The sequence below is a fragment of the Kitasatospora herbaricolor genome (assembly GCF_030813695.1).
GTDB classification, from domain to species: Bacteria; Actinomycetota; Actinomycetes; order Streptomycetales; family Streptomycetaceae; genus Kitasatospora; species Kitasatospora herbaricolor.
The window spans coordinates 3003018-3029034 of the sequence record NZ_JAUSVA010000002.1; the positions used below are offsets into that span (position 1 = coordinate 3003018).

A 26017-nucleotide genomic window follows, 5' to 3' on the forward strand; every position below is an offset into this window, starting at 1 on the left:
AGCGTGGCCGCTCGCTGTTTCCCTGCCGTTGCCCGGCGGTCACGACTGGTTTCCCCGCCCTCACAGCCGGGGCCCGCCGGGGTGAGCCCGGTGTGCGGAAGCCGTAACGCGCGGGTCGTGGCGGCGAAACAGCGCCGTAGCAGGGTGACGGCATGAGCAACGCCGTCGCCACCACCGACACGCACTGCCCGTACTGCGCCCTCCAGTGCGGCATGGGGCTGCGCCCCACCGGGGGCGCCGTCCCGGTCTCGGTGGTCGAGCGGCCCGGCTTCCCGGTGAACCGGGGCGCGCTGTGCGGCAAGGGCTCCAACGCCGCCGCCGTGCTGGCCCCCGGGGCCCGGCTCACCACGCCGCTGGTCCGCCGCGACGGCACGCTCCGGCCGGCCCGCTGGGAGGAGGCCCTGGATCTGGTCGCCGACCGGCTGGCCGCCACCGCCGCGACGTACGGGCGGGACGCCGTCGGGGTGTTCGGCGGCGGCGGGCTGACCAACGAGAAGGCCTACCTGCTCGGCAAGTTCGCCCGGGTGGCACTGCGCACCTCGGCGATCGACTACAACGGCCGGTTCTGCATGTCCTCGGCCGCGGCCGCCGGGACCCGGGCCTTCGGGCTGGACCGCGGCCTGCCGTTCCCGGTCGCCGACATCCCGCGGGCCGGCTGCGTGATCCTGGTCGGCAGCAACCCGGCGGAGACCATGCCGCCCTTCGTCCGCTACCTGCGCGAACTGCGGGAGAACGGCGGCACCCTGGTCGTCGTCGACCCGCGCCGCACCCGCACCGCCGAGCTCGCCGACCTGCACCTCGCCCCGCGCCCCGGCACCGACCTGGCCCTCGCGCTCGGACTGCTGCACCTGGTGGTCGCGGACGGCCGCACCGACGAGGCCTTCATCGCGGAACGCACCACCGGCTGGGCCCAGACCAGGGCCGCCGCGATGGCGCACTGGCCCGAGCACGTCGAGGCGGTGACGGGTGTCCCGCTGCCGCAGTTGCGCGAGGCCGCCCGGCTGTTCTGCGACGCCGACGCCGCGATGGTGCTCACCGCGCGCGGCCCCGAGCAGCAGGCCAAGGGCACCGACACGGTGAGCGCCTGGATCAACCTCTGCCTGGCCACCGGCAACGCGGGCCGCCCGAACGCCGGCTACGGCTGCCTCACCGGGCAGGGCAACGGCCAGGGCGGACGCGAGCACGGCCAGAAGGCGGACCAGTTGCCCGGCTACCGCAAGCTGGACGACCCGGCCGCCCGCGCCCACGTCGCCGCCGTCTGGGGCGTCGACCCCGACTCGCTGCCCGGCCCCGGGCGCAGCGCGTACGAGCTGCTGGACTCGCTCGGCGGGGAGGTCCGGGCGCTGCTGCTGACCGGCTCCAACCCGGTGGTCTCCGCCCCGCACGCCGGGCACGTCACCGAGCGGCTGCGCTCGCTCGACTTCCTCGTGGTCAGCGACGTGGTGCTGTCCGAGACGGCCGAACTGGCCGACGTGGTCCTGCCGGTCGCCCAGTGGGCCGAGGAGACCGGGACGATGACCAACCTGGAGGGCCGGGTCGTCCTGCGCCGCAAGGCCGTCGACGCTCCGGCGGGCGTACGGACCGACCTGGAGGTGCTGCACGCGCTGGCGGCCCGGCTCGGCCACGGCGAGGGGTTCCCGACCGACCCGGAGAAGGCCTTCGACGAGCTGCGCCGCGCCTCGGCGGGCGGCGCGGCCGACTACGCGGGCATCAGCTACGAGCGGATCGCGGCCGAGGACGGCGTGTTCTGGCCCTGCCCGTCGCCGGAGCACCCGGGCACCCCGCGGCTCTTCCTGGAGCGCTTCGCCCACCCGGACGGACGGGCCCGCTTCGTCCCCGTCCAGCACCGGCCCGCCGCCGAGGAGCCGGACGCCCGGTACCCCGTGCGCCTCACCACCGGCCGGGTGCTGGCCCAGTACCAGTCCGGCGCGCAGACCCGCCGGGTCGACGCCCTGAACGCCGCCGCCCCGGGCCCGTACGTCGAGCTGCACCCGCTGCTCGCCGGCCGGCTGGGCGTGCGGGACGGGGACCAGGTCGCGGTGGTCAGCCGGCGCGGACGGACCGTCACCCCCGCCCGGCTGACCACCGCGATCAGGCCCGACACCGTCTTCATGCCCTTCCACTGGGCGGGCGAGGGCAGCGCCAACATCCACACCAACCCGGCGCTGGACCCGGTCTCCCGGATGCCGGAGTTCAAGGTCTGCGCCGTGCGGCTGGAGGCGGTGGCCGGCGCCTGAACCGTCCCGGGAACTGCCGGCCCACGGCTCAGATCGCCCGCCGCACCTCGGCGGCGAAGCGCGGCGCGCCCGCCGAAAGGCGTTCGAGCAGCCCCCGGAGTTCCCGCGCCCCCGGCTGTTCGCCTTCAGACGACCGGGCGGCCGCTCGCGGTGCTCTCCGGAACGGCCTCGCTGAGGTCCCAGTGCTCGGCGATCAGGCCGTCGGCGATCCGGAAGACGTCGACGACGGCGCGGCCCGGGTCGCCCGGTGCGGCGGTGAAGTGGGAGTGGGCGAAGACCAGGTCGCCCTCGGCGGCGAGGCGGCGCAGCTCGAAGCGGAGCTCCGGGAGCTGCCCGCGCAGGCCGGCGACGAACTCGGCGAGCGGGGCGCGGCCGTCGGGGAGGTGGGGGTTGTGCTGCTGGAGGTCCGCGGCGAGGTAGCGGTCGGCGAGGTCGGTGCGGCCCTGGTTCCAGAAGTTCTCCAGGTAGTCCTGGACCAGCGCGCGGGCGGCGGCGGTGTCCGTGGGATCCCCCGCGGCGGGAACGGCGGCGGCGGGAACGGCGGGGGAATCGGTGGTGGCGGTCATCGGGTGACTCCTTCTCGGTCGGTGCCGGCCGTGGACGGGGCCGGCGTGGAGCGGACGGTGCGGCGGACGGAGGCCCGGTGGGCCAGGCCCGCGAGGGCGAGCGGCAGCAGGCCGAGGGCGGGCAGCGGGCCGGCGCCGAGGACGGGCAGGAAGGTGCCGGCGAGCAGGCTGCCGAGGCTGATGCCGACGTAGAGCATCGAGGCGTTGAGGGCCAGCAGCAGGCCGCGCTGCCCGGGCGCCAGGGCGATCAGGCGGGCCTGCTGCGGCGCCTGGTAGAGCTGGCTGAAGAAGGCCCAGAGCGCGAACAGCAGGACCGCGGCCGGCAGGGCCCGCGGGGCGGCGAGCAGCCCCAGGAAGGCGGCGGCCAGGCCGGCCTGGGTGAGGGTCACCGTCCGGGCGCCGCCGAGCCGGGCGGAGAGCCGCGCGCCGCAGGCGTTGCCGGCCACCCCGCAGAGGCCGAAGGCGAACAGCACCAGGGTGACGGCGCTCGGGGAGGCACCGAAGCGGGCCGCGACGTAGCCCCCGGCGACGCCGTAGACGGTGAACTGGGCGGCCATGTACAGCAGGGTGGTCAGCACGGTGGCGGCGGCGCCCGGGGTGGCGAGCACCCGTCGGTAGGCGGCGGCGGTGGGCGGCTCGCCCGCCGGGACGGCCGGCACCAGGGCGGCGACCAGCACGAGCGCCAGCAGGGTGGCGGCCGCGATGCCGGCCAGCGTCCAGCGCCAGCCGACCGCGCCGCCCAGGTAGGCCGAGAGCGGCACGCCGAGGACGGCGGCGACCGTCATGCCGGCGAAGACCGTGGCCAGCGCCCGCGGGCGGTGCTCCTCCGGGACGATCAGCGAGCCGACCGCCGAGGAGGCGGGCCCGAAGACGGCGCCGCCGAGCCCGGCCAGCACCCGGGCGCCGACCAGCACGGCGTACGAGGGGGCAAGCGCGCCGAGGACGCCGCCGGCGGCCATCAGGGCGAGGCCGAGGAGCAGCGCGCGGCGGCGGTCCAGGCGGCCCAGGACGGCCGGGGCGAGCGGGGCGGCCAGTGCGAAGGTGAGGGCGAAGACGGCGACCAGGACGCCGACGCCGCCGGGTGCGGTGTGCAGGTCGCGGCCGATCGGGCCGCCGAGCCCGACGACGGCGAGCGAGGCGGTGCCCAGGGTGAAGTAGCCGAGCGAGAGGGCCGCGAGCGCGGGCCGGGCGGTGCGGTGGGATCGGCCGGCGGGCCCGGGGGCGGCGCCGGGAGCGGTCGCGGCGGGGAGGGCCGGGACGGGGAGAGCTGGGCGGGCCAGTGGGGCCCGGGTGGTACGCATCGGAGACCCCCATTCCAATACGGTCCGTTGCGTATCCATATTTCAATACGAGACGGACCGTATGTCAATCCGTAAGGTGAAGGCCATGACCGGACGCCCCCGTGACCCCGCCGTCGACGAAGCCATCCGCCGAGCCGCCGTCGACCTGACCGAGCAGCACGGCTACCGCGGCCTCAGCATGGAGGGCATCGCGGCGCTCAGCGGTGTCTCCAAACAGACCGTCTACCGCCGCTACCGCAGCAAGGGCGAGGTCGTCCTGGACGCCCTGGCCGGCTACGCCTTCACCCACCTGCCCACCCCCGACACCGGCACGCTGCGCGGTGACCTCACCGCTCTGCTCACCGCGACCTTCGCGGGCCAGCAGGGCGTCAACGGCACCCTGAACCGGGCGCTTGCCGCCGAGGCCGTGCAGGACCAGGCGTTCGCCGCGCTGCTGTGGGAGAAGCTGATCGCCGTCCGCCGCGAGTCGGTCCGCGAACTGCTGGCCCGCGGCCGGGCCCGCGGCGAGGTCGGGCACCCCGACGACGAGTTCCTGCTCGACCTGGTCTACGGGCCCATGTGGTACCGGCTGCTGTTCGACCCCGCGGCCCTCACCCCGGCGTACGCCGCCGAACTCGCCCGCAGCGTGGCCCTGGTGGCCGCCGGGCCGGCGCACTGACGACCGTCGCGCGCCGCCACCGCGGCGCGCGACGGCGGGGCCCCGCGGGGCTCACACCCGGCCCTGGACCCCGCTGAGGTCAACGTTCCGCCTCCGAAACAGACCGGCCCCGGACGGGAAACACCCGCGCCACATGCTCAAAGGCATGACAACAACCGGTACTCCCCCAGCGGACGGCATCGTGGTCGTCGGCGCGGGGATGGCCGGCCACCGGCTCGCCCAGCAGCTCGTCCAGCACGGCACCGACCGCCCGGTCGTGCTGCTCGCCGAGGAGGAGCACCCCGCGTACAACCGGGTGCTGCTCGCCGAGGTGCTGGCGGGCCGCTACGCCCCCGGCGTGGCCGCGCTGGCCGCACTCCCGCCGCAGGTCGAGCGCCGGCAGGCCCGGGTGGTGCGGATCGACCGGGAGCAGCGCCGGGTGCTCTGCGACGACGGATCCACGATCGGCTACGGCGACCTGGTGCTCGCCACCGGGAGCAACCCCGTCCTGCCGCCGCTGCGCGGCCTGTTCGACGACTCCGGGGCCGGGCGGGAGCGGCACACGCTGCCGAGCGGCGTCTTCGCCTTCCGGACGATGGCCGACTGCGCCGACATCGACGCCTACCTGCCCGGTGTCGCGCAGGCCGTGGTGGTCGGCGGCGGGCTGCTCGGGGTGAGCGCCGCCCGGGCGCTGGCGGCGCGCGGCGTCCAGGTGGTGCTGGCCCACCAGGGCGAGCACCTGATGGAGCGCCACCTCGATCCGGCGGCCGGCGCGCTGCTGCGCAAGCACCTCACCGACCTCGGCATCGAGGTGCACACCGAGTGCCGGGTCCGCTCCGTGCTGACCGAGGACCGCACCGTCACCGGCGTCGAACTCGCCGACGGCTTCCGGCTGGAGGCCGGCCTGCTGGTGGTCGCCGTCGGGGTGCGGCCGCGGACCGGGCTCGCCGAGGCGGCGGGCCTGGAGACCCGCCGCGGCGTCGTGGTCGACGACCGGCTGCGGACCAGCGACCCGCACATCCACGCGGTGGGCGACTGCGCCGAGCACCGCGGCGTGCTCTACGGCCTGGCCGGCCCCGCCCAGGAACAGGCCGACACCCTGGCCCGGCTGCTCGCGGCCGGCCCGGCCGGCCCCTCCTACACCGGCAGCCGGCTGCTCACCCGGCTCACCCTGACCGGCCCCGACCGTGCGCCGCTCGACCTCGCCGCCTTCGGCGAGACGGAGCCGGCCGCCCCCGAGGACCGGGTGATCCGGCTCGCCGACGCCGCCGGCGGCACCTACCGCAAGGTGATCGTCCGCCGTGACGAGCGGGGCGACGACCGGCTCGTCGGCGGCGTCCTGCTCGGCGACCTCAGCACAGTCGGCACCCTGGCCCACACCTGGGAGGGCGACGAGGCCCTGTCAGCCCACCCGCTCCACCTGCTCACCGCCACCACGCAGAGCAGCACGACCCCCGGAGGGACCCGATGACCACCACCACCAGGCCGACCGTACTGCTGGTCGGATACGGCATGGTCGGCCACCGCTTCCTGGAAGCCCTGGCCGACGCCGGAGCCGCCGACCGCTACCGGGTCGTCGTCCTCGCCGAGGAGCCCCGGCACGCCTACGACCGGGTCGCGCTGACCTCCTACTTCTCCGGCAAGACCCCCGAGGACCTGCTGCTCGCCGAGGACGGCTTCGCCGAGAAGCACGGCTACGAGATCCACCTCTCCGACCCGGCGACCGCGATCGACCGCGAGGCCCGGACGGTCACCACCGCGAGCGGCCGCAGCATCGGCTACGACACCCTGGTGCTCGCCACCGGCTCCTACCCGTTCGTCCCGCCGGTGGACGGCAAGGACGCCGAGGGCTGCTTCGTCTACCGCACCATCGAGGACCTGCACGCCATCGAGGCGTACGCGGCCGGCTCCCGGGTCGGCGCCGTGGTCGGCGGCGGCCTGCTCGGGCTGGAGGCGGCCGGCGCGCTCAAGGGCCTGGGCCTGCAGACCCACGTGGTCGAGTTCGCCCCCCGGCTGATGCCCGTCCAGGTGGACGAGGGCGGCGGCGACGCGCTGCGCCGCACCATCGAGGAGATGGGGGTGGTCGTCCACACCGGCATCGGCACCACCGCCGTGACGGTCTCGCCCGAGGGGGCGGCCAACGGGATGATCTTCACCGACGGCAGCAGCCTCGACACCGACCTGGTGGTCTTCTCGGCCGGTGTGCGCCCCCGTGACCAGCTGGCCCGCGACTGCGGCCTGACGGTCGGCGAGCGCGGCGGCATCGCCGTGGACGAGCACTGCCGGACCTCCGACGAGAACGTCTTCGCCATCGGCGAGTGCGCACTGGCCGTGGACGGCCGGGTGTACGGCCTGGTCGCCCCCGGCTACGAGATGGCGGGCGCGGTCGCCCACCAGCTGGCCGACAAGGCCGCCAAGCCGTTCACCGGCGCCGACCTGTCCACCAAGCTCAAGCTGCTCGGCGTGGACGTGGCCAGCTTCGGCGACGCCTTCGGCACCACCCCCGGCGCGCTGGACGTCGTCTACTCCGACTCCCGCTCCGGCATCTACAAGAAGCTGGTGGTCACCCCCGAGGGCGCGCTGCTCGGCGGCATCCTGGTCGGCGACGCCGAGGCGTACTCCTCGCTGCGGCCGCTGGCCGGCACCGGAACCCCGCTGCCCGTCCCCGCCGAGTCGCTGGTGCTGCCCGCCGGGATGGGTGCGCCGGTCTCGCTGGGCAGCTCCGCGCTGCCGGACGAGGCGGTGGTCTGCAACTGCCACAACGTCACCAAGGGCGAGGTCCGCGCGGCCGTCACCGAGCACAGCTGCGGCACCGTCCCCGAGGTCAAGAAGTGCACCAAGGCCGGCACCGGCTGCGGCTCCTGCGTCAAGCTGCTCTCCACGATCGTCAGCGACGAGCTGGAGGCCTCCGGCATCGAGGTCGACAAGGGCCTCTGCCCCTGCTTCGGGCAGACCCGCGCGGAGCTGTACGAGATCGTCCGGGTGAAGCGGATCTCCACCCACCGCCGGCTGCTGGCCGAGCACGGCCGCCTGGGCGGGGAGGGCTGCGAGGTCTGCAAGCCGACCGTCGGCTCGATCATCGCCTCGCTGGCGCCCGAGCTGGAGGCCTCCGGCCACGTGCTGGACGGCGAGCAGGCGGCCCTGCAGGACACCAACGACCACTTCCTGGCCAACCTCCAGAAGAACGGCTCCTACTCGGTGGTCCCGCGGATCCCCGGCGGTGAGATCACCCCGGAGGGGCTGATCGTGATCGGTGAGGTGGCCCGTGACTTCGGCCTCTACACCAAGATCACCGGCGGCCAGCGGATCGACCTCTTCGGCGCCACGGTGGACCAGCTGCCGCTGATCTGGACCAAGCTGGTCGCCGCCGGCTTCGAGTCCGGCCACGCGTACGGGAAGTCCCTGCGGACGGTGAAGTCCTGCGTCGGCTCCACCTGGTGCCGCTACGGCGTCCAGGACTCGGTGGCCATGGCCATCCACCTGGAACTGCGCTACCGGGGCCTGCGCAGCCCGCACAAGCTGAAGTCGGCGGTCTCCGGCTGCGCCCGCGAGTGCGCCGAGGCCCGCGGCAAGGACTTCGGCATCATCGCCACCTCCAACGGCTGGAACCTGTACGTCGGCGGCAACGGCGGCGCCACCCCCCGGCACGCCGACCTGCTCGCCCAGGACCTCGACGACGACCAGCTGATCAAGCTGATCGACCGGTTCCTGATGTTCTACATCCGGACCGCCGACCGGCTGGAGCGCACCTCCGCCTGGCTGGAGCGGATCGAGGGCGGCCTCGACCACGTCCGCGACGTGGTGGTGCACGACAGCCTCGGCATCGCCGAGGAGCTGGAGGCCCTGATGGCCAACCACGTGTCCGACTACCAGGACGAATGGGCCGCCACGCTGGCCGACCCGGAGCGGATGCGCCGCTTCGTGTCCTTCGTCAACGCCCCCGGCGTGGAGGACCCGAGCATCCGGTTCACCCCCGAGCGCGGCCAGGTCAAGCCCGACCTCACGCTGCTCGCGACCGAGGCCGATCTGCTGGCCGCCCTCGACCCCGACAACTCGCTCCTGCTGGAGGTCCGATGACCACCGTCGCCACTGAGACCGCCTTCACCGTCGCCACCGAGGGCGTCGCCACCGACCGGATCGAGGTGCTCGCCGAAGGCGTCTGGGCCCCCGTCTGCGACCTGGAGCGGCTCGCCCCGGGCCGCGGTGTGGCCGCCCTGCTGCCGGACGGCCGGCAGGCCGCGGTGTTCCGCGACCACCTGGACCGGATCCACGCGATCGCCAACCGGGACCCGTTCACCGGCGCGTACGTGCTCTCCCGCGGGCTGCTCGGCTCGACCCCGGACGGCCGGGTCTACGTCGCCTCGCCGCTGCTCAAGCAGCGGTTCGACCTGGTCACCGGCGAGTGCCTGGACGACGAGTCGGTGCGGATCGTCGTCCACCCGACCCGGCTGAGCCCGGCCTGAGGCCGGTCCGAGCCCGGCCCGAATACCCGGCCCGAGAGCCCGGCCGGGCCCTGATCGGCACCTGAAGCACCCCCGCCACCGGAACCCCCGGCCCCCCGGCGGCCGTCCGTGGTCATCGCCCTGACCGCGCGGACGGCCGCCGGCCCGTTTCCCGGGGCGTCCGCCCGGGCCGCCCCCACCGGACCGCCGGACTACCCCCGGACGGCCTGCAGCACCGCTGCCGCCATCCCCTGCTGGCCCTCGGCGTTCGGGTGCACGGCGGCCAGGCCGGGCGCCGGGAAGGGCGGCTCGACCCAGCGGGCCGCCCCCGCGCACATGTCGTGGCCCGCGGAGGGCGTGGCGGTGTCCACGAACCGGGCCCCGGCCGCCGCGGCCCGCTCGGCGAGCATGCCGTTGAGCTCGCGCTCCTTCTCGCCCAGGAAGCCCAGGTCGGCGGGCGCCACGCCGGCACCCAGCACGGGCGCGCAGGCGCTCGGGTCGGCCGGGAGCAGAGCCGGGTACCCGACCACCAGGACCCGCGCCTGCGGGGCCCGGCGCCGCACCTCGGCCAGGACCCCGGCGAGCTTCTCCCCAGCCGCGTCCACCTTGCGGCGGACCTGGTCGGCGCCGCCCGAGGCGTAGTGGTCCCGGCACGGCGCCGCGGCGGCCTCGCCGCCGGCCAGGCTCCGCGCCAGCGACTGCACCAGGATCTGCCGGGCGCACTCGCCGACCACCTCCATGAACCCGGCGTCGTTGCCGCCGATCCCGACGGTCACCAGCCGGGTGGCCGCCGAGAGGGCGTCCAGCTGGGGCGGGTTGGAGCCGTCGTCGGTGCGCTGGGCGCCGGTCAGGTCGGCCGTGCGGGCCGCGCTGCAGCTGACGTCCCGGAAGTCGGCCCCGGCCAGGCCGAGCGCCTTGGCCACCAGGGAGGGGTAGTTGACGGCCGAGCGGGCGCAGCCCCGGGGCTCTCCGACCTGCGGTTCGATCTTCAGACCGGAGGTGTACGAGTCGCCCAGCGCCACGTACGGGCCCGCCGGGGCGGCGGGCGTCGCGCTGGGGCTCGGACCGGCGCCGGCCCGGCCGGGACCCTGCTCCGCCGCCTTCGGGCCGTCCGTCCCGCCGGTGCAGCCCGCGGCCAGCAGCACGGCGGCGAGCAGGACCGCGACGCGGGCGGCGGCGGGGCCGCCGGGTGATCGCCTGTGCACAGCAGAGCCCCCCTGGGGATAGGAAAACCGCACGCCCTCGGTACGTGCGCGGCCGGCGACCCGTCCCCCGGGCACCTCGGCAGCAGCAACGAACGGGCCCGGCCCGAGGACTCCCGCCGGCGGAAACTTTTCGCGCCCCGGCCCCGCCCCGGGGTCGGGACGGAGCCGGGGCGCGGTTTCGGGCCGGGGCCGGGGCTTCGGGCCGGGGCCGGCTCCCTCGCGAGAGCCGGCCCCGGCCCGTGTCGGGCTCAGCGCTTGAGCGTGAAGCCGAAGTCGCCGGAGAGCTTGCCGCCCAGCCGGACGGCCGACACGAGTTTGCCCTGCTCGACCAGTCTCGCGACCTCCGCCCGCGAAAGGCCGCAGCCCTCCGCGATCAGCCGCAGCGGCCGGACCGGGATCCGCGCCGCGAAGCGGACCGAGACGTCGATCACCTCGCGGCCGAGGTGATCCGAACCGCCGGTGTCCAGGCGCCAGGCGTCGTCCCAGTCGAGGGCGATGCGATTGCGCCGCCGCAGGACCGGGTCCTGCAGCAACTCGGCCGCCAGGCCGGGATCGTTGCCGTGCAGCCGGCCGAGCAGCCCGGGTCGTACGGAGCGAACGTTCACCCGCTCCAGGACGGTGAGCTTGGTGGTGTCCCCGCACCCGGTGCAGAGGGCGAGGAGCCAGGCGTCGACGACCTTGTGATTGGCGTTGACGCGGAACTTTCCGCCGGCCCGGAAGCGCCCGGACGGGCACGCGTGACAGCGGCGGATGACGAGAGGGAGGCAGGTGGGCATGACCACCCAGTCCTTGAGCACAGAAGTACACCGGTTCCAGTGAGAAGACCGCAGCAAAAAGGTGCGCGGCGCACAGGTGCGACGCGCGACGAATCAGCGCTCGGGAGGTCTCACACGGTGTACAAGGGCTTGTCCTTCACTGGACAACTGGGTTCCGCAGCACGGTAGCGGCGCACGGCGACGCGGCTCCACCGGTTTTTCGAAGGCCGGGCCGGAGTGGAATCCGGCCGGTCGGTACGGGCGCGGGCGACGGCCGGCACGCACGCACGCAGACAGATATGCAGACAGGCAGACACGACGGTGGGCGGGATCGACCGGTCACATCACGGTCGTTCCCGCCCACCACCCCCGCGCGGGGCGGGGCACATTTGCCCGGGCCCGGCGCGGTCAGGTCGTCAGGGCCTGCCGGGCCCTGTCGGACGCCCCCTAGTCGGCGTCCCGCTCGTGCTCCGCCAGGAACTGCTCGAAGCGCCGGCCCAGCTCGTCCGCCGAGGGCAGGTCGACCGCCTCGGCGAGCAGGCTGTCCCGGCCCTCGGCGCCGGCCACCGCGTCGTACTGGCCCTCCATGCCGCGGATGGCCGAACGCAGCTCGCCGTCGCCCTGGGCCAGCTGCTCCTCGATGTCGGCGTACACCTCGCCGACCCGGTCGCGCAGCGAGTGGCCGGGCAGCACCAGGCCGGTGGCCGACTGGACGGCCTCCAGGATCAGCACGGCGGCGGCGGGGTAGGCGGAGCGGGCCACGTAGTGCGGCACGTGCACGGCGAAGCCGAGGACGTCCTGGCCGGCCTCGGCCAGCCGGTACTCCAGCAGGGCCTGGGCGCTGCCGGGCACCTGGGCCTGCTCGAACCACTGCGGGTAGCCGGACGCCAGGTCGAGGCGGTTGCCGTGCGGGGTCAGGCCGACCGGGCGGGTGTGCGGCACGCCCATCGGGATGCCGTGGAAGTCGATGGCGAGCCGGACCTCGAACCGCTCCGCCAGCTCGCGCACGGCGGCGGCGAATCGCTCCCACTCGACGTCCGGCTCGGGGCCGGTGAGCAGCAGGAACGGCGAGCCGGCCGCGTCCTCGACCAGCTGGAGCAGGATCTCCGGCGGGTCGTAGGAGGCCCAGTGCTCGCGGTCGAAGACCATCGCGGGGCGCCGGGCGCGATAGTCCACCAGGCGGTCGTGGTCGAAGCGGGCGACGACCTGCGGGGAGCCCTCCTCCAGCAGGTGCGCCACCACCTGGCCTCCGGCCTCGCCTGCGTCCATGAAGCCCTCGAAGTGGTACAGCAGCACCAGGCCCGCGCCGGTGTCGCCCAAGGCCGCGTTCGCGGCGGCCACGGCGGCCACACCCTGCGGTTCCAGCTCGTACAGCGCCTGGTGATCTCGCACCGCGTACCCAACCCCGTTCGTTCTCGTCGTCGGTCTGTCTCGGTCTGACTGTCTCGGTCTGACGTCCTGCGTCGCGGGCCCGTTCCGGTCCGGCCGGGCCCTGCGGCCCGTCCCGGCCGGTTCCGGCCTCGGGATCCCCGCGCGGGCTGTTCGCCGACGCGGGTCTCCGCTCACTCCAGCGTGCCGGAGGCCCCTTGCATTCCCGTTGCGGCCGCGCTTCGTGCCGGGAACGGCGCCCGGCCCTCCCCCGGTCGGAGAATCATCGCACCCTGCCGGAAACCCGCTGGTCACACCCCCTCCGCGGGTCCGGCGCGGCGTGCGCCGGGCAAATTCCGGGGCCCGCGCCCGGGCGGCGCAGCGTACGGCGGGGACTCACACGCCCCCTTTCGCGTGCCGCGAAGTGACGCACCGCCCTTTGACGGGTATCGTCCTCTCGCTGCCTCGCATCGTCGCGTCGTCGTCTCGTCGTCGGTAACGCCGTTGACCACGTCCCGGACCGCTGTTGGGCCAGCCCACACGACGCACCTTGCCTTCATCTGGCCGCCTGCTTCCCTTCGCGTACTCGTTTCCCCCTCGGCCATATCGCGGACGCACACTGTCCCCTCGCTCATCCCGCCGGACCGGTCCGTGGACCCGTGTCCGTTCCGGCACCGCGCTGCCCGCCTCCGGGCCGCCTCCCCCGCCGTACGAACCGGGCACTCCGGCGTACGCCGGAACGGGCGGATCCCCCTGGAGCCGGGGCGAAGTCCAGTCGCCCTCCGCGCCGTATCCCGGCGCGAGGTCTCCCTCCGACGCCGAAGGACGGAAGGTTCCGTGCCCGTACCCGTCATCCTCGCCGGCCGCACCGTCCGGCTGGAGCCCCTTGCCGCGTACCACGCCGAGGCGCTGGCCCAGGCCGGCGCCGAGGACCGTACGACCTACGCCTTCACCCCCGTCCCGCACGGCCTGGAAGCGGCCCGCGACTACGTCGCCCGCGCCCTCGCCGACCAGGCGGCCGGCCGCTCGCTGCCGTTCGCGACGGTGAGCACCGCCGACGGCCGGGTGGTGGGCTCGACCCGCTTCCTCGAACTCGACTACTGGCAGGGCCCGCTGGTCTGGCCGCCGGCGCCGGGCATCCCGTTCGGCGATCCGGCCACCGCGGTGCCCGACGCCGCCGAGATCGGCAACACCTGGCTGTCCCCGCGCGCCCAGGGCACCGGCATCAACACCGAGGCGAAGCTGCTGATGCTGCGGCACGCCTTCGAGGTGTGGGGCGTGCAGCGGATCTCGATGCGCGCCGACGCCCGCAACCAGCGCTCGCGGACCGCCATCGAGCGGCTCGGGGCCACCTGCGAGGGCGTCCGCCGGGCCCACTCGCGCGGCCTGGACGGCGTGGTCCGCAGCACCGCCTTCTACTCCATCCTGGACGAGGAGTGGCCCGCCGTGCGGGACATCATCGAGCTGCGGATCGCCGCGGCCACCTCGCCCAGCGCCCCGGACCGGGCGATCAACCAGGAGTGCCTTAGACACGGCGGTGGCACTGGGCAGCTGATCCCCGCCTGACCGACCGGTCGCTACGCCGGCGGGGCCCGCCGGACGGGCCCCGCCGGCGTTCCCGCACGGGTCAGTACCCGCGGGCGGCCAGCCGCAGGACCGCGGCGAAGAACGCGTCGGCGTCGAGGGCGCCGACCCGCAGGCCCTCGAAGCGCTCCTCGACCAGTGCCGAGACCGGCCGCCACCCGCCGCCGCGGACGGGTGCCACCCGGACCTCCCAGACCGCGTCACCCGTCCAGCTGCGGTGCAGGTGGAGGGTGCCCTCGGCCGTCCAGGAGACCCACTTGTCCTCCATCGCCGCCGGGCGCAGGCCGCGCCGGACCCGTTGCCACTGCTCCTCGCTCCAGAGCAGGTCCGGCACCGCCTGCGGGCGCGGGGAGAGCAGCGGACGGGCGGCGACCGGGTCGGTCGTGGCGGTCGCGACGCTGCCCGGCTCCGGGGTCGCCCAGCCGGGCAGCGGCTCGCGGGCGGCGAGCCACCCGGCGGGGATGCCGGCCGTGCCGGTGCGCGCGGCGACGATGCCGCCGGTGATCGCGGCCGTGGTGTCCATGTCCCCGCCCGCGGCGATCGCGTCCCGGACCGCGCCCGGGTAGTCCCCGAGCCGGCGGGCCGCGCACCAGAGCGCGTACGGCACCGTGTCGGCGGCGCTGACCCGGCTGCCGTTGCCGAGCACCCGGGCGACCGCCCGCAGGTCCGGCGCGGCGAGCAGGCCGATCGCCTCGCCGATGCCCTCCCGGACGGCGCCGGGCGGGGTGAGCTCCCGTACCGCCGTCAGAAGGGCGGCGGGGGTGGTGGGTTCCGGGCCCGGGCGGCGTGGGCGGCCGCCACCGCGACGGCGATCGCGCCGGCGACCGCCTGCGGGTGGGTGTGGGTGATCACGGCACTGTCGGCGGCGGGCCCGACGGCGGCCGCCGGGTCGTGGGCGAAGGCGGCGCCGAGCGGGGCGACCCGCATGGCGGCGCCGTTGCCGTACGAGCCCTGACCGTCGAAGAGTTCGGCCGCCAGGCGTTTCGGGTCGCCGCCCTCGCGGATCAGGCGCAGCAGCCGGTTGGCGGCGGGGCCGTAGCCGCGGTCGAAGTCGTGCCGGCGGGCGAAGGCGTGGGTCAGGTCGAAGGTGTCGATGCTGCCGCGTTCGCGGTGCGCGGCGTGGACGGAGCAGGCCATCTCGGTGTCGTCCGTCCACGGCCAGGGGCCGGGCGGGGTGGTCCGGGCGGCCAGGTGGCCTCCGGTGCCGGGGACGAAGAACTGGGCGCCGAGGGCGTCCCCGACGGCCAGGCCGTGCAGGGAGTCGAGGGCGGGGTCGGTGGTCGCGTCGCTGTCGGCGGGAAGGGTCATCGGGCGTCATGTTCTCAGACTGAGAACATGACGCCCAGTGCTTTTCCGGGCCGCCGTCCGGCCCGGTCCGACCGTGGCCGGCCCGGATGACCGGGCCCGGTGCGCCGGCCCGGGTGACCGGCCCGGTTCAGCAGCGCGGGTCGATCTCCTGGAAGCTCGCGTAGTGGTCGGCCGTCCAGTACTGCTCGCCGACCGCGCCGGTGACGACGCGTCGGGTGCCGCGGTCCTGGGAGCCGGGGGTGACCACGGTGTACTCGTGGTAGTAGCCGGCGCGCTGCCGGGGCAGCCGGCTCTCGCGGTTCTCGAAGACGACGCCGTCGGAGCGGTACGGGTAGGGGCCGCCCGCGGCGATCAGGGCGAGGGTGCTGCGGGCCGGGGTGGGGAGCCTGCTCCGGCAGACGTCGGCGATCCGCGGGTCGGCCGGCACCCAGGCTGCGGCGGTGGGGCCGGCGCCGGGCGAGCCCGGACCGGCGGTGGGCGAACCGGGGGCCGAGCCGGAGGCGGCAGGCGGGGAGGGGGTCGCGCCGGCGTCCGCCGGGTCCCGGTGCGCACTGAGGGCGTAGGCGCCCGCGGCGGCGATCGCGCAGACCAGGAGCACGGCGACGGCGATCAGGCGGTTGCGGCTGGTCATGGGACTGGTCATGACATCCAGCTTGCCGGGCACGTCGCGCCGGCCGTCCGAACGGGGTGCGTCATCACCCGATCGGCGCAGGGAATGCGGAAGGGGCGGGAGCGGACGCCATTGTCCGTTCCCGCCCCAACTGCTGTACGTACGCCGGTTCTCCTGCGCCGAGCTCCGGTGTACGCCCCTCCCGGCGGGAGGGGATGCGGTCAGCGACCTGCGCCGAGGCGGGTCGGGCCCCGGACGGCCGATGCCTGGCCGCCCGGGTGCCCGCCACCGTCAGCGCGAGTCGCTGCCCGCCGTCTCGAGGGCGGCGCGGCCCGCTTCCAGGCGCGCCACCGGGATCCGGAAGGGGGAGCAGGACACGTAGTCCAGGCCCACCTCGTGGAAGAAGTGCACCGAGTCCGGGTCACCGCCGTGCTCGCCGCAGACGCCGAGCTTGAGGTCCGGGCGGGTGGCCCGGCCGGCTACGACGGCCTGCTTCACCAGCGCGCCGACGCCGTCGCGGTCGATGGTCTCGAACGGGGAGACCCCGAAGATGCCCTTCTCCAGGTACGCGGTGAAGAACGAGGCCTCCACGTCGTCGCGGGAGAAGCCCCAGACCGTCTGGGTGAGGTCGTTCGTCCCGAAGGAGAAGAACTCGGCGGCCTCGGCGATCTGACCGGCCGTGATGGCGGCGCGCGGCAGCTCGATCATGGTGCCGAGCTTGATGTCCAGCTGGACACCGGTGGAGGAGGAGACCTCGGCGAGCACCCGCTCGCACTCGTCCCGGACGATCTCCAGCTCCTGGACGGTGCCGACGAGCGGGATCATCACCTCCGGGCGCGGGTCGCCGCCGGCCAGCTTGCGCTCGGCGGCCGCCTCGGCGATCGCCCGGACCTGCATGCCGAACAGACCGGGGATGACCAGGCCGAGGCGCACGCCGCGCAGGCCCAGCATCGGGTTCTGCTCGTGCAGCTTGTGGACGGCCTGGAGCAGGCGCAGGTCGTTCTCGTTCGGGTCCTTGCGGGCCTCCGCGAGGGCGACGCGCACCGACAGCTCGGTGATGTCGGGGAGGAACTCGTGCAGCGGCGGGTCGAGCAGCCGGACGGTGACGGGCAGTCCGTCCATCGCCTGGAAGAGCTCCAGGAAGTCGCCCTTCTGCAGCGGCAGCAGGGTGCCGAGCGCGGACTCCCGGTCCTTGTCGTTGTCCGCCAGGATCAGGTGCTCGACCTCCTTGCGGCGCTCCTCGCCGAGGAACATGTGCTCGGTGCGGCACAGGCCGATGCCCTGGGCGCCGTAGCGGCGGGCGCGCCCGCCGTCCTCGGCGTTGTCGGCGTTGGCGCGGACCGCGAGGCGGCGGCGCACGTCGGCGTGCGACATCAGCCGGTGGACGGCCTGGACGAGGCCGCCCTGGACGTCGGCGCCGGCGTGCAGGGTGCCCTCGAAGTACTCGACCACCGGGGAGGGCAGCACGGGTACCTCGCCGAGGTACACCTTGCCGGTCGCACCGTCGATGGAGACGATGTCGCCCTCCTCCACGACCTGCCCGTCGGCGGTGGTGAAGCGGCGGCGCTTGGTGTCGACCTCCAGCTCCTCGGCGCCGCAGACACAGGTCTTGCCCATGCCGCGGGCGACGACGGCCGCGTGCGAGGTCTTGCCGCCGCGCGAGGTGAGGATGCCCTCGGCGGCGATCATGCCGTCCAGGTCGTCCGGGTTGGTCTCCCGGCGGACCAGGATGACCTTCTCCCCGGAGCGGGACCACTTCACGGCGGTGTAGGAGTCGAAGACCACCTTGCCGACCGCGGCGCCCGGCGAGGCCGCGAGACCCCAGGCGACCCGCTTGGAGCTGGCGTCGGGGGCGAAGCGCGGGAACATCAGCTGGGCGAGCTGCCCGCCGGTGACCCGGTGCAGCGCCTCGTCCAGGTCGATCAGGCCCTGGTCGACCAGCTGGACGGCGATCCGGAAGGCGGCGGCGGCGGTGCGCTTGCCGATCCGGGTCTGCAGCATCCAGAGCTTGCCGCGCTCGATGGTGAACTCGATGTCGCACAGGTCGCGGTAGTGCAGTTCGAGCTTGTGCATGATCGCCATGAGCTCGTCGTACGACTTCTTGTCCAGCTTCTCCAGCTCGCTGAGCTGCAGGGTGTTGCGGATGCCGGCGACGACGTCCTCGCCCTGGGCGTTGGAGAGGTAGTCGCCGTAGACGCCGACCGCGCCCGTGGAGGGGTCACGGGTGAAGGCGACGCCGGTGCCGGAGTCCTCGCCGAGGTTGCCGAACACCATGCTGCAGACGTTGACCGCGGTGCCCAGGTCGTTGGGGATGCGCTCCTGACGGCGGTACAGCCGGGCCCGGTCGCCGTTCCAGGAGTGGAAGACGGCGTGGATGGCGAGGTCCATCTGGTCCCGCGGGTCCTGCGGGAAGTCACGGCCGGTCTCGCGCAGCACGATGGCCTTGAAGGTGTCGACCAGTACCTGGAGGTCGGAAGCGTCCAGGTCCAGGTCGTCGGCGGTGCCCTTGGCGGCCTTGGCCTCGTCGAGGGCCTCCTCGAACAGCTCGCCCTCGACGCCCAGCACGGTCTTGCCGAACATCTGGACGAGGCGGCGGTAGGAGTCCCAGGCGAAGCGCTCGTTGCCGGACTGCGCGGCGAGGCCGAGCACCGAGGCGTCGGAGAGCCCGATGTTGAGGACGGTGTCCATCATGCCGGGCATCGAGAACTTGGCGCCGGAACGGACGGACACCAGCAAGGGGTCGTCGGCCTGGCCGAGCTTCTTGCCCATCTCCCGCTCCAGGGAGTCGAGGTGCGCACTCACCTCTTCGTGGAGCGAGGCCGGCTCGCTGCCGGTCTCCAGGAACACCTTGCAGGCCTCGGTGGTGAGGGTGAACCCCGGAGGGACGGGGAGGCCCAGGTTGGTCATCTCGGCGAGGTTGGCGCCCTTGCCGCCAAGAAGATCCTTGAGGTCCTTGTTTCCTTCAGTGAAGGAGTAAACAAACTTCTGCTGGGACGGCACGGGTCGGTCTCCTCGCACACGGTTGCCCTGACGCCGGAGAACATACCCATTTCGAAGGCGTTCTTGCGCTGCCAATAGGCCGTACGAGGCCGGTACCGATCGGTAACCCAGCAGATCGAATGCCCGTCAGGGCGTTCACCTCTGGTGCTGAAATCGTCCGGCTGACGCTAGCTAGCATTCAAGTCTTGAACGCATGGAAACACGAAGATCACACGAAGCGGACAGAGCGTGATGGTGAGCGCCCGGCCGTGTTGCCCCGGTTTGATTTCCTGCACCCCGACCCTCCGATACTCCGCCGACCCCTTCGGAAGGCGATTTGCGCCTTCCGGGCCAAGACCGACACCTGACCGTATGTCAGTCGCCACGGTATGTGGCAAGCGTCACGGGCGCATCTCACCAGTCGTGCGTAGCGACACTGCGCCAATCGTCGCACTGTGTCCAGAAACGTGTTCGTTCCGTGATCGGACCAAGCCCGAATGGAGCCCTCTTGGCCAGGTTGTCCAAGAGGGCTGGGCCGCTCCGGCAGTCACCCCCTCCGGGGCCGACCGGCCGGAACGTCCAAGTCACCCGCCGGAGGTGTCCGATTCGGCGTCAACGCCCGGCAGGGCGCAGTCGTACGGATCGTCCAACCAGCCCTCGGGGAGGACCACCCGGTTGTTGCCACTGGTCCGGCCGCGGGGGCCGTCCGCGCCGGCCGGCCAGAGCTGCGACTGCTCCACCTCGGCCAGCGTCCCGCCCAGCTCGGCCAGCGAGCTGGAGTTGGCCAGCCGCACCCGCAGCTCGGAGCCGACCGAGAAGCCCTTGGTGTACCAGGCGACGTGCTTGCGGAAGTCCACCACCCCGCGCTGCTCGTCCCCCATCCACTCGCCCAGCAGCTGCGCGTGGCGCACCATCGCCCGGGACACGTCCGCGAACGAGGGGCGCGCCGGGTCGGCGTCCCCCTCGAAGACCGCGACCAGGTCCTTGAACAGCCACGGCCGGCCCAGGCAGCCGCGGCCTACCACCACACCGTCGCAGCCCGTCTCCCGCATCATCCGCAGCGCGTCGCCGGCCGACCAGATGTCGCCGTTGCCCAGCACCGGGATGTGCGCCGGGACGGACTCCCGCAGCCGGGCGATCGCCGACCAGTCCGCGGTGCCGCCGTAGTGCTGGGCGGCCGTGCGGCCGTGCAGGGCGATCGCCGAGACGCCCTCCTCGGCGCCGATCCGGCCGGCGTCCAGGTAGGTGAGGTGGTCGTCGTCGATGCCCTTGCGCATCTTCATGGTCACCGGCAGGTCGCCCGCGCCCGCGACGGCCTCGCGCAGCAGCTCCCGCAGCAGGTTCCGCTTGTACGGCAGCGCCGAGCCGCCGCCCTTGCGGGTCACCTTGGGGACGGGGCAGCCGAAGTTGAGGTCGATGTGGTCGGCCAGGCCCTCGTCCGCGATCATGCGGGCGGCCTTGCCGACGGTCACCGGGTCCACCCCGTACAGCTGGATGGAGCGCGGCTTCTCGCTCGGGTCGAAGCGGATCAGCTGCATGGTCTTGGCGTTGCGCTCGACCAGCGCCCTGGTGGTGATCATCTCGCTGACGAACAGGCCCTTGCCGTCGCTCTGCTCCCGGCACAGGGTGCGGAACGGCGCGTTGGTGATGCCCGCCATCGGGGCCAGCACGACGGGCGGCCACACCCGCATCGGGCCGATGTCCAGCGGCGCGAACTCGGAGTCGGCCGGGGCGGGCACGGGCGTGGCGGTGGCGGGCGTGGCGGTCATGCGCGGCGCATCCTCAGCAGCTAGGCGGTCCCGCCGGGCGCGGTCCGGGACTCTTCATTGTCCCCCACCCGGCCCGGTGGCCGGTCAGCCGTCGGACGACCTGATGAACACCGCCCCCGAGCGGGTGGAGACGTCGATCCCGCGCGGCGCCTCCGGGTCCTCCAGCACCGGGTCGATGCTGCGCCCGCCCGAGGACGAACGGCCGGTGATCCGGTACCGCGAACCGGTGGGAACGGTGATCCACAGCTCCCCGGACGTGGTCGAGGCGGTGACCGCGTCCGGCGGACGGGCGAAGGCCAGCCGGGCGTCGCCGGAGCCGGTGCCCACCTCGACCCGCGCCGACGCCAGCGCCGTGCCCCAGACCGATCCCGAGCCCGACCGGGCGGTCACCCGCCCGCCGAGGCCCGTCAGCACCAACGCCCCCGAGCCGCTCCGCAGCCGGACCTCCCCGGTCAGACCGCGCACCTCGACGGACCCCGACGTGCTCAGGCCGGTCACCACGGTGGCGGCCGGCACCCGGATGTCGAGGCCGACCCCACAGCCGAGACCGCCGAGGTCGAGCATCCGGTCGCAGCGCACCGTCACCTTCAGGGTGTCGCCCTCCCAGAGCATCGCCACCAGCGGTTTGCGCAGGGTCCAGTCCAGGCTGCTGCGGACCAGCACCTGCCCGGGCAGTCCCGGCTCGATCCGGACCTCCGCCCCGGTGGTGTCGAGCACCAGCTCGCGGGCGGCCAGCGCGTACGTCTTGTCCCGCACGGTGTGCTGCCGCACCAGCACGCCCACGGCCTGCGAGCCGGAGAGCACCAGCACCACCGCCATCACCAGCCCGCCGCCGAGGCGCCAGACCCGGAGTCCGCGCGCCGTCCCGCCCGGCCGCCGCGTCCCCTCCGGACCGTCCGTCCAGGCCCCGTCCGCGTCCGCGGCCCCCGCCCTCTGCCCTCCGGCGACCCGCTCCATCGTCAGCCGACCTCCAGGAAGCGCAGCACCGCGAGCACCCGGCGGTGGGTCGCGTCCGCCGGCGGCAGGTCCAGCTTGGTGAAGATCGAGTTGATGTGCTTGGCGACGGCGCTGTCGCCGACCACCAGGGCCGCCGCGATGGCCGCGTTGGAGCGGCCCTCCGCCATCAGGCCGAGCACCTCCCGCTCCCGCGGGGTCAGCCGCTCCAGCGGGTCGCTGTTGCGGCGCACCAGCAGCTGGGCGACCACCTCCGGGTCCAGCGCGGTGCCGCCCTCGGCCACCCGCTGCAGGGCGTCCACGAAGTCGTCGACGTTCGCCACCCGCTGCTTGAGCAGGTAGCCGACACCGCTGGTGTTGGTGGCGAGCAGGTCGGCGGCGTAGCGCTCCTCCACGAACTGGGAGAGCAGCAGCACCGCGACCTCCGGCCACTGCCGCCGGATCATCAGTGCCGCCCGGACGCCCTCGTCGGTGAAGCCCGGCGGCATCCGGACGTCCGTCACCACCACCTGCGGCGCGTGCTCCTCGACGGCGGCGAGCAGCTCCTCGGCGTCACCGACCGCGGCCGCCACCTCGAAGCCCACCGCCTCCAGGACCTTGACCAGCCCGGCCCTCAGCAGGACCGAGTCCTCGGCGATCACAGCACGCACGGCAGCTCCACGGTGATGGTGGTGGGGCCCCCGAGGGGGCTGTGGACGGCGAGGGTGCCGTCCACCGAGGCGGCGCGTTTGCGCAGTCCCGTGAGTCCGGTGCCGCCCGCCGGGTCGGCTCCGCCCACGCCGTCGTCGGTGACGGTGATCCGCAGCCGGCCGCCCCGCCCGCGCACCGACAGGTCGACCCTGGAGGCGCGGGCGTGCTTGGCGACGTTGGTCAGCGCCTCGGAGACGGTGAAGTACGCGACCGCCTCGACGGTCGGCGCGATCCCCGGCGGCACCTGGACGTCGAGGCGCACCGGCAGCGGGGCGCGGGCGGCGATGCCGGACAGCGCGGCGTCCAGGCCGCGGTCCTCCAGCACCACCGGGTGCAGGCCGCGGATCAGGTCGCGCAGCTCGGCGATGGCGGCCTGGGCCTCCTCGTGCGCGTCGACGATCACCTGCATCGCCTCCGGGGGGGACGTCCTTGAGGGTGCGCCGGGCGAGGCCCAGGTTCATCGCGAGCGAGGTCAGCCGCTGCTGGGCGCCGTCGTGCAGGTCGCGTTCGATCCGGCGGCGCTCGGCGTCGGCCGCGTCCACCACCCCGGCCCGGCTCTCGGCGAGGTCCTCCACCCGGCGTTCCAGTTGCTCCGCCCGGTTGGGGCCGAGCATCGCCCTGGTCACCCGCTCGTCCAGCCCGGCCAGCCGGCCGGCCGCGTACGGCGCGACGGCGAGCAGCACCAGACCCGCCAGCGTGACCAGGGCCTCCTGCGGGACGAGCCAGTTGTCCGCGTGCACCCGGCTGCCGGGCGGCATCAGCCACTCCCAGCCGTACACCGTCGCCAGCACCAGGCCGACGCCCCAGCCGTACAGGACCAGGGCCGCGCCGACCGCCAGCAGCGGCGCGGCCACCAGGTGGTACCCCGCCTGCCGCCGGGCCGCCGGTGAACGCAGCCGGCGCAGCGGGCCCAGGCCGTCCCGGGCCCTGCGCGGGATCTCCACCCCGCGCAGCACCCGCATCCGGCTGCGCTGCGCGGCGCTCAGCGGGCCGAGCGAGAGCAGCACCAGCCCCAGCAGCGGGAAGAGCAGCTTCGGGACGAGCACCGCCGCCCAGAGCGGAACGCTCAGTGCGGCCCCGGCGGAGACGAAGAGCGTGTCGTGCCAGGGCCCGGCCGACCAGGGGGCCCGCCCGGCACTCGCGGTGAGCGCGCGGCGCAGCGGGGTGGGGGTCGGGGGCATGCCCGACAGCCTAGGACGTGATGATCACGGCCCGCCATGAAGGGGGCTGCCGGGCCGGGGGTGCAGCTGGCTACACCCCCGGTCGGGTCGATCGCGCTACCGACATCTCCCGCCCCGACAGCAAGGCTTGACGGCATGACGAGGACAACGGGGACAGCAGTGGAGGCGGCGGACGCACCGTCGGGCACCCGCGACGAAGGGCGGGAGCCGGCCGCGCCGGGAGGGCCGTGGGAGGTCCGCCGCAGCGGTGGCGGCGGTGGGCACCGGCGGGGGCGGCCCGCCCTGGAGGTCTACGAGCACGGCGAGTTGCTGGACGTCCTGGTCCTCTCGCGGCTCTCGGCCCGGCTGCTGCGGGGCGCGCGGCGCAGCACGGACGGCGGGCGGCGCCTCTCGTTCGCCTGGGGCCGGCTGCCGGCCCACGGGCCCGTCCCGGTGGTGGAGTTCTCCGCCGGACGGCTGCCGCTGCGGCGCCGGGCCCGGCTGGTGGCACCCGCCGTGACGGTGTCCGGGGTGTTCTGGCTGGCCTGGGCCGAGGGCCCGTTCAGCACCGTGACGGTACGGGACTCCACCGGTGAGGCACCCGCCGAGCGGCTGCCCCTGGTCCGGTCCCGGTCCAGGACCACGGGCGCCCACGGCGGCGATGCGGCGTGAATCCCGCCACCCGTCCCGGCCCTGGACGCCCGGAACCTCTCGGCCCCTGCGAACGCCTGGCCGTACGCCTGCCCGGCCCGGCCGCCCTCGCGCTGCTGCCCTGGCTGGCGGTGCTGGCCGCCTGCGGGGAGACCTGGTGGGTGGTGCTGGACACCCTGGAGTTCGGGGCGCTCGCCGCCACCCATGTCCTGCTCACACATCCTGCACGGTCGGCCCGTCGGACGGCGGCCGGCGCCGCGGTGCTGCTCTGCGCCGATGCCCTCGCCGACGTGGTCACGGCCGCACCCGGTGTCGCCCTCGCCTCGGCGCTGGTGATGGCCCTGTGCGTCGAACTGCCCCTGGCCGCCGCCTGCCTGCTCGTGGCCCGGGCCGGCGCCCCGGCCGCTCAGCCGTCGACCTCGCACCAGAGCCCGGTGCGGCTCGCGTACCCCCAGCGCGTGGTGGCGCCGAGCACCGGCAGCAGGGCGCCCTGGATCAGCGGGTCCGCCGGGGCCGCGAGGGTCAGGCGGTACCCGGCGGGAATCCTGGCGAGCCGGACGTCCTGGCCCGTCACGGCGGCGAGCAGTCCGGCGATCCGGTAGGCCCGGGCGACGCCGCCGGTCCCTCCGCCGGGTCGGCGGGGCGGCGGGTCCGGGGTCACGGGGCGAACCCGGCGCCCGTCCGGTCCGCCCGGGCCACGGGGAGCTGCGCCGCGTGCCAGGCCTCCAGGTGCTCCAGGCAGGACGAGCAGACGTACAACGGCACCTCCACCCCGCCCCTGGCGAGCACCCCGGTCTCGGTCACCGCCGCAAGTCGGACGCAACCGAAGCAACGCCCTCGCCGCGGGGGCACCTCCTCCGCCGGCGCGGGCGGCGGCAGCACGGCCTCATGGCGGGCCGGCTGCCGCGCCACCGTCTCCTCCGTGTCTGCCCCCGTTCCTGCCGCTGTCTCCGCCCTTGCCCTTTCCGGTGCTCCCGAGACCGCGATGCCCGTCATCAGCGCCATCGCGAAGGCCAGCAGTGCCACCAGCCCCGTCGTCCCCGGCGGGCCGCCCCGGACCGGGATCACGGCGGCAACGGCGACCGCCGCAGCGGCCACCACGACCACGCCCGCCGTGACCAGCGGCCGCACCCCGTCCGGACTCCTCACGCCGCACCCTCCTCCCCGTCGGCGCCCAGGTCCCCCAGCGGCGCGATGTGCTCGGGCCTCGCCGTCCACTCCACTCCCCCGCCCTCGGGGCTCAGGTAGACCCAGCCGCCCTGGGTGTCCATGCAGACACCGGTCAGCCGGCGCCTGCTGTCCCGTACCGTCTCGCCCTCGCGGGGCCGGTACGGCTTCGCCCGGTCGCTCATCGCGCACCCTCCTCCTGTTCCTCGCCCGTCCACGCCGCCACCTGGTGCACCCGCCGCAACCGCAGGTGCCCGAGCACCCGGACTGTCACCAAGTCACCCACCACGTCGACCACTTCGCCCCGGCAACGAGGGGCCGCCGGATCGGTGATCTCCCAGTCCGGGGGGACGACGGCGACGGCTTGACCAGCGCCAGGCGACCACGGGATCGGCGCAACACCAGCCGAAGGCCCTTCCGGTCGCACCGGATCAACCCAAGGGGCGGCTTTGCCCATGGACGAATCAAGCTCCTTCTCGAGCTTCGAAGAAACACCTGCTCCCATACGTATTTCCTTTCATATGAAGCTGGGGATACGCCCGAATTGGGGCACCTGGGGATGCCTCAAGGTTGCCGCCCCCGGAATCGCTTGGGAATGCCGCAGCGTTGCACTTTCGTGGCAGTTCCGGAGCAC

Annotated in this window: 24 protein-coding genes and 1 pseudogene; 8 read left to right on the forward strand and 17 right to left on the reverse strand. The window is 74.5% G+C overall.

Features of this window, described 5'->3' with window-relative positions; all coding sequences use genetic code 11:
* Positions 1–152 precede the first annotated feature (152 nt).
* Entirely contained in the window at positions 153–2237 is a 2085-nt protein-coding gene (locus tag J2S46_RS13465) for a molybdopterin oxidoreductase family protein (protein ID WP_191289182.1), read from the forward strand.
* Positions 2238–2362: 125 nt separating this feature from the next.
* Here the strand turns inward: J2S46_RS13465 and J2S46_RS13470 are convergent, their stop codons facing one another.
* Positions 2363–2803 carry a nuclear transport factor 2 family protein gene (locus J2S46_RS13470; protein ID WP_191289183.1) on the reverse strand — a complete coding sequence of 147 codons (441 nt, stop codon included), beginning with the start codon at positions 2801–2803 and terminating at the stop codon, positions 2363–2365.
* On the reverse strand, positions 2800–4104 hold the full coding sequence (locus J2S46_RS13475) for an MFS transporter (RefSeq protein ID WP_191289184.1): 1305 nt from the start codon (positions 4102–4104) through the stop codon (positions 2800–2802). Before J2S46_RS13475 ends, J2S46_RS13470 begins: the two co-directional genes overlap by 4 nt.
* Positions 4105–4189: 85 nt before the next feature.
* Between J2S46_RS13475 and J2S46_RS13480 the strand changes: the two genes are divergently transcribed.
* From J2S46_RS13480 to nirD, 4 genes are all read left to right on the forward strand, one after another.
* Positions 4190–4762, forward strand: a complete 573-nt coding sequence (locus J2S46_RS13480; protein WP_191289185.1) for a TetR/AcrR family transcriptional regulator — start codon at positions 4190–4192, stop codon at positions 4760–4762.
* 145 nt (positions 4763–4907) lie between these two features.
* Entirely contained in the window at positions 4908–6212 is a 1305-nt protein-coding gene (locus J2S46_RS13485; RefSeq protein WP_191289186.1) for an NAD(P)/FAD-dependent oxidoreductase, read from the forward strand.
* Entirely contained in the window at positions 6209–8818 is a 2610-nt protein-coding gene (nirB, locus tag J2S46_RS13490; RefSeq protein WP_191289187.1) for a nitrite reductase large subunit NirB, read from the forward strand. Before J2S46_RS13485 ends, nirB begins: the two co-directional genes overlap by 4 nt.
* Positions 8815–9204, forward strand: a complete 390-nt coding sequence (gene nirD, locus J2S46_RS13495; protein ID WP_191289188.1) for a nitrite reductase small subunit NirD — start codon at positions 8815–8817, stop codon at positions 9202–9204. Before nirB ends, nirD begins: the two co-directional genes overlap by 4 nt.
* A gap of 191 nt (positions 9205–9395) precedes the next feature.
* Here the strand turns inward: nirD and J2S46_RS13500 are convergent, their stop codons facing one another.
* The 3 genes from J2S46_RS13500 to J2S46_RS13510 form a co-directional block, all read right to left on the reverse strand.
* On the reverse strand, positions 9396–10388 hold the full coding sequence (locus tag J2S46_RS13500) for an SGNH/GDSL hydrolase family protein (protein WP_191289189.1): 993 nt from the start codon (positions 10386–10388) through the stop codon (positions 9396–9398).
* A 248-nt stretch (positions 10389–10636) separates the two neighbouring features.
* Complete coding sequence (locus tag J2S46_RS13505; RefSeq protein ID WP_191289190.1) at positions 10637–11164, reverse strand: DUF1062 domain-containing protein; 528 nt, start codon at positions 11162–11164, stop codon at positions 10637–10639.
* Positions 11165–11590: 426 nt separating this feature from the next.
* A complete protein-coding gene (locus tag J2S46_RS13510; protein ID WP_073927595.1) occupies positions 11591–12535 on the reverse strand; it encodes a PAC2 family protein in 945 nt (314 codons plus the stop codon).
* A gap of 813 nt (positions 12536–13348) precedes the next feature.
* Between J2S46_RS13510 and J2S46_RS13515 the strand changes: the two genes are divergently transcribed.
* Positions 13349–14077, forward strand: coding sequence for a GNAT family N-acetyltransferase (locus J2S46_RS13515; protein ID WP_191289191.1), 729 nt, complete (start codon positions 13349–13351; stop codon positions 14075–14077).
* 61 nt (positions 14078–14138) lie between these two features.
* On the opposite strand, the gene J2S46_RS41030 is transcribed toward J2S46_RS13515, so the two are convergent.
* From J2S46_RS41030 to J2S46_RS13560, 9 genes and pseudogenes are all read right to left on the reverse strand, one after another.
* Entirely contained in the window at positions 14139–14843 is a 705-nt protein-coding gene (locus J2S46_RS41030) for an ADP-ribosylglycohydrolase family protein (protein ID WP_307352762.1), read from the reverse strand.
* The gene (locus J2S46_RS41035) at positions 14840–15403 is read right to left on the reverse strand and encodes an ADP-ribosylglycohydrolase family protein (protein ID WP_307349948.1); all 564 of its coding nucleotides are present in this window, start codon (positions 15401–15403) and stop codon (positions 14840–14842) included. The genes J2S46_RS41030 and J2S46_RS41035 overlap by 4 nt, the downstream gene beginning before the upstream one ends.
* Positions 15404–15530: 127 nt before the next feature.
* A complete protein-coding gene (locus J2S46_RS13530; protein WP_229912499.1) occupies positions 15531–16046 on the reverse strand; it encodes a ribonuclease domain-containing protein in 516 nt (171 codons plus the stop codon).
* Positions 16047–16304: 258 nt separating this feature from the next.
* Positions 16305–19013 carry a pyruvate, phosphate dikinase gene (gene ppdK, locus J2S46_RS13535; protein WP_229912500.1) on the reverse strand — a complete coding sequence of 903 codons (2709 nt, stop codon included), beginning with the start codon at positions 19011–19013 and terminating at the stop codon, positions 16305–16307.
* Between the two features lie 563 nt (positions 19014–19576).
* The gene (gene dusB, locus J2S46_RS13540) at positions 19577–20761 is read right to left on the reverse strand and encodes a tRNA dihydrouridine synthase DusB (RefSeq protein ID WP_191289193.1); all 1185 of its coding nucleotides are present in this window, start codon (positions 20759–20761) and stop codon (positions 19577–19579) included.
* Positions 20762–20845: 84 nt separating this feature from the next.
* Entirely contained in the window at positions 20846–21718 is an 873-nt protein-coding gene (locus J2S46_RS13545; RefSeq protein WP_191289194.1) for a DUF4097 family beta strand repeat-containing protein, read from the reverse strand.
* 2 nt (positions 21719–21720) lie between these two features.
* Positions 21721–22365, reverse strand: a complete 645-nt coding sequence (locus J2S46_RS13550) for a response regulator (protein ID WP_191289195.1) — start codon at positions 22363–22365, stop codon at positions 21721–21723.
* Complete coding sequence (locus J2S46_RS13555) at positions 22353–22814, reverse strand: sensor histidine kinase (protein ID WP_229912588.1); 462 nt, start codon at positions 22812–22814, stop codon at positions 22353–22355. The genes J2S46_RS13550 and J2S46_RS13555 overlap by 13 nt, the downstream gene beginning before the upstream one ends.
* Positions 22815–22872: 58 nt before the next feature.
* Positions 22873–23586: pseudogene (locus J2S46_RS13560) on the reverse strand (sensor domain-containing protein); the annotation flags it as partial.
* A 135-nt stretch (positions 23587–23721) separates the two neighbouring features.
* Between J2S46_RS13560 and J2S46_RS13565 the strand changes: the two are divergent.
* A complete protein-coding gene (locus tag J2S46_RS13565) occupies positions 23722–24237 on the forward strand; it encodes a hypothetical protein (protein WP_191289196.1) in 516 nt (171 codons plus the stop codon).
* Entirely contained in the window at positions 24234–24818 is a 585-nt protein-coding gene (locus tag J2S46_RS13570) for a hypothetical protein (protein ID WP_191289197.1), read from the forward strand. The genes J2S46_RS13565 and J2S46_RS13570 overlap by 4 nt, the downstream gene beginning before the upstream one ends.
* Positions 24819–24873: 55 nt before the next feature.
* On the opposite strand, the gene J2S46_RS13575 is transcribed toward J2S46_RS13570, so the two are convergent.
* Genes J2S46_RS13575 through J2S46_RS13585 form a run of 3 tightly spaced genes read right to left on the reverse strand, consistent with a single transcriptional unit; the run spans position 24874 to position 25888 of the window.
* The gene (locus J2S46_RS13575; protein WP_191289198.1) at positions 24874–25365 is read right to left on the reverse strand and encodes a hypothetical protein; all 492 of its coding nucleotides are present in this window, start codon (positions 25363–25365) and stop codon (positions 24874–24876) included.
* On the reverse strand, positions 25362–25568 hold the full coding sequence (locus J2S46_RS13580) for a hypothetical protein (protein ID WP_191289199.1): 207 nt from the start codon (positions 25566–25568) through the stop codon (positions 25362–25364). Before J2S46_RS13580 ends, J2S46_RS13575 begins: the two co-directional genes overlap by 4 nt.
* Entirely contained in the window at positions 25565–25888 is a 324-nt protein-coding gene (locus tag J2S46_RS13585) for a hypothetical protein (RefSeq protein ID WP_191289200.1), read from the reverse strand. Before J2S46_RS13585 ends, J2S46_RS13580 begins: the two co-directional genes overlap by 4 nt.
* Between the last annotated feature and the right edge of the window lie 129 nt (positions 25889–26017).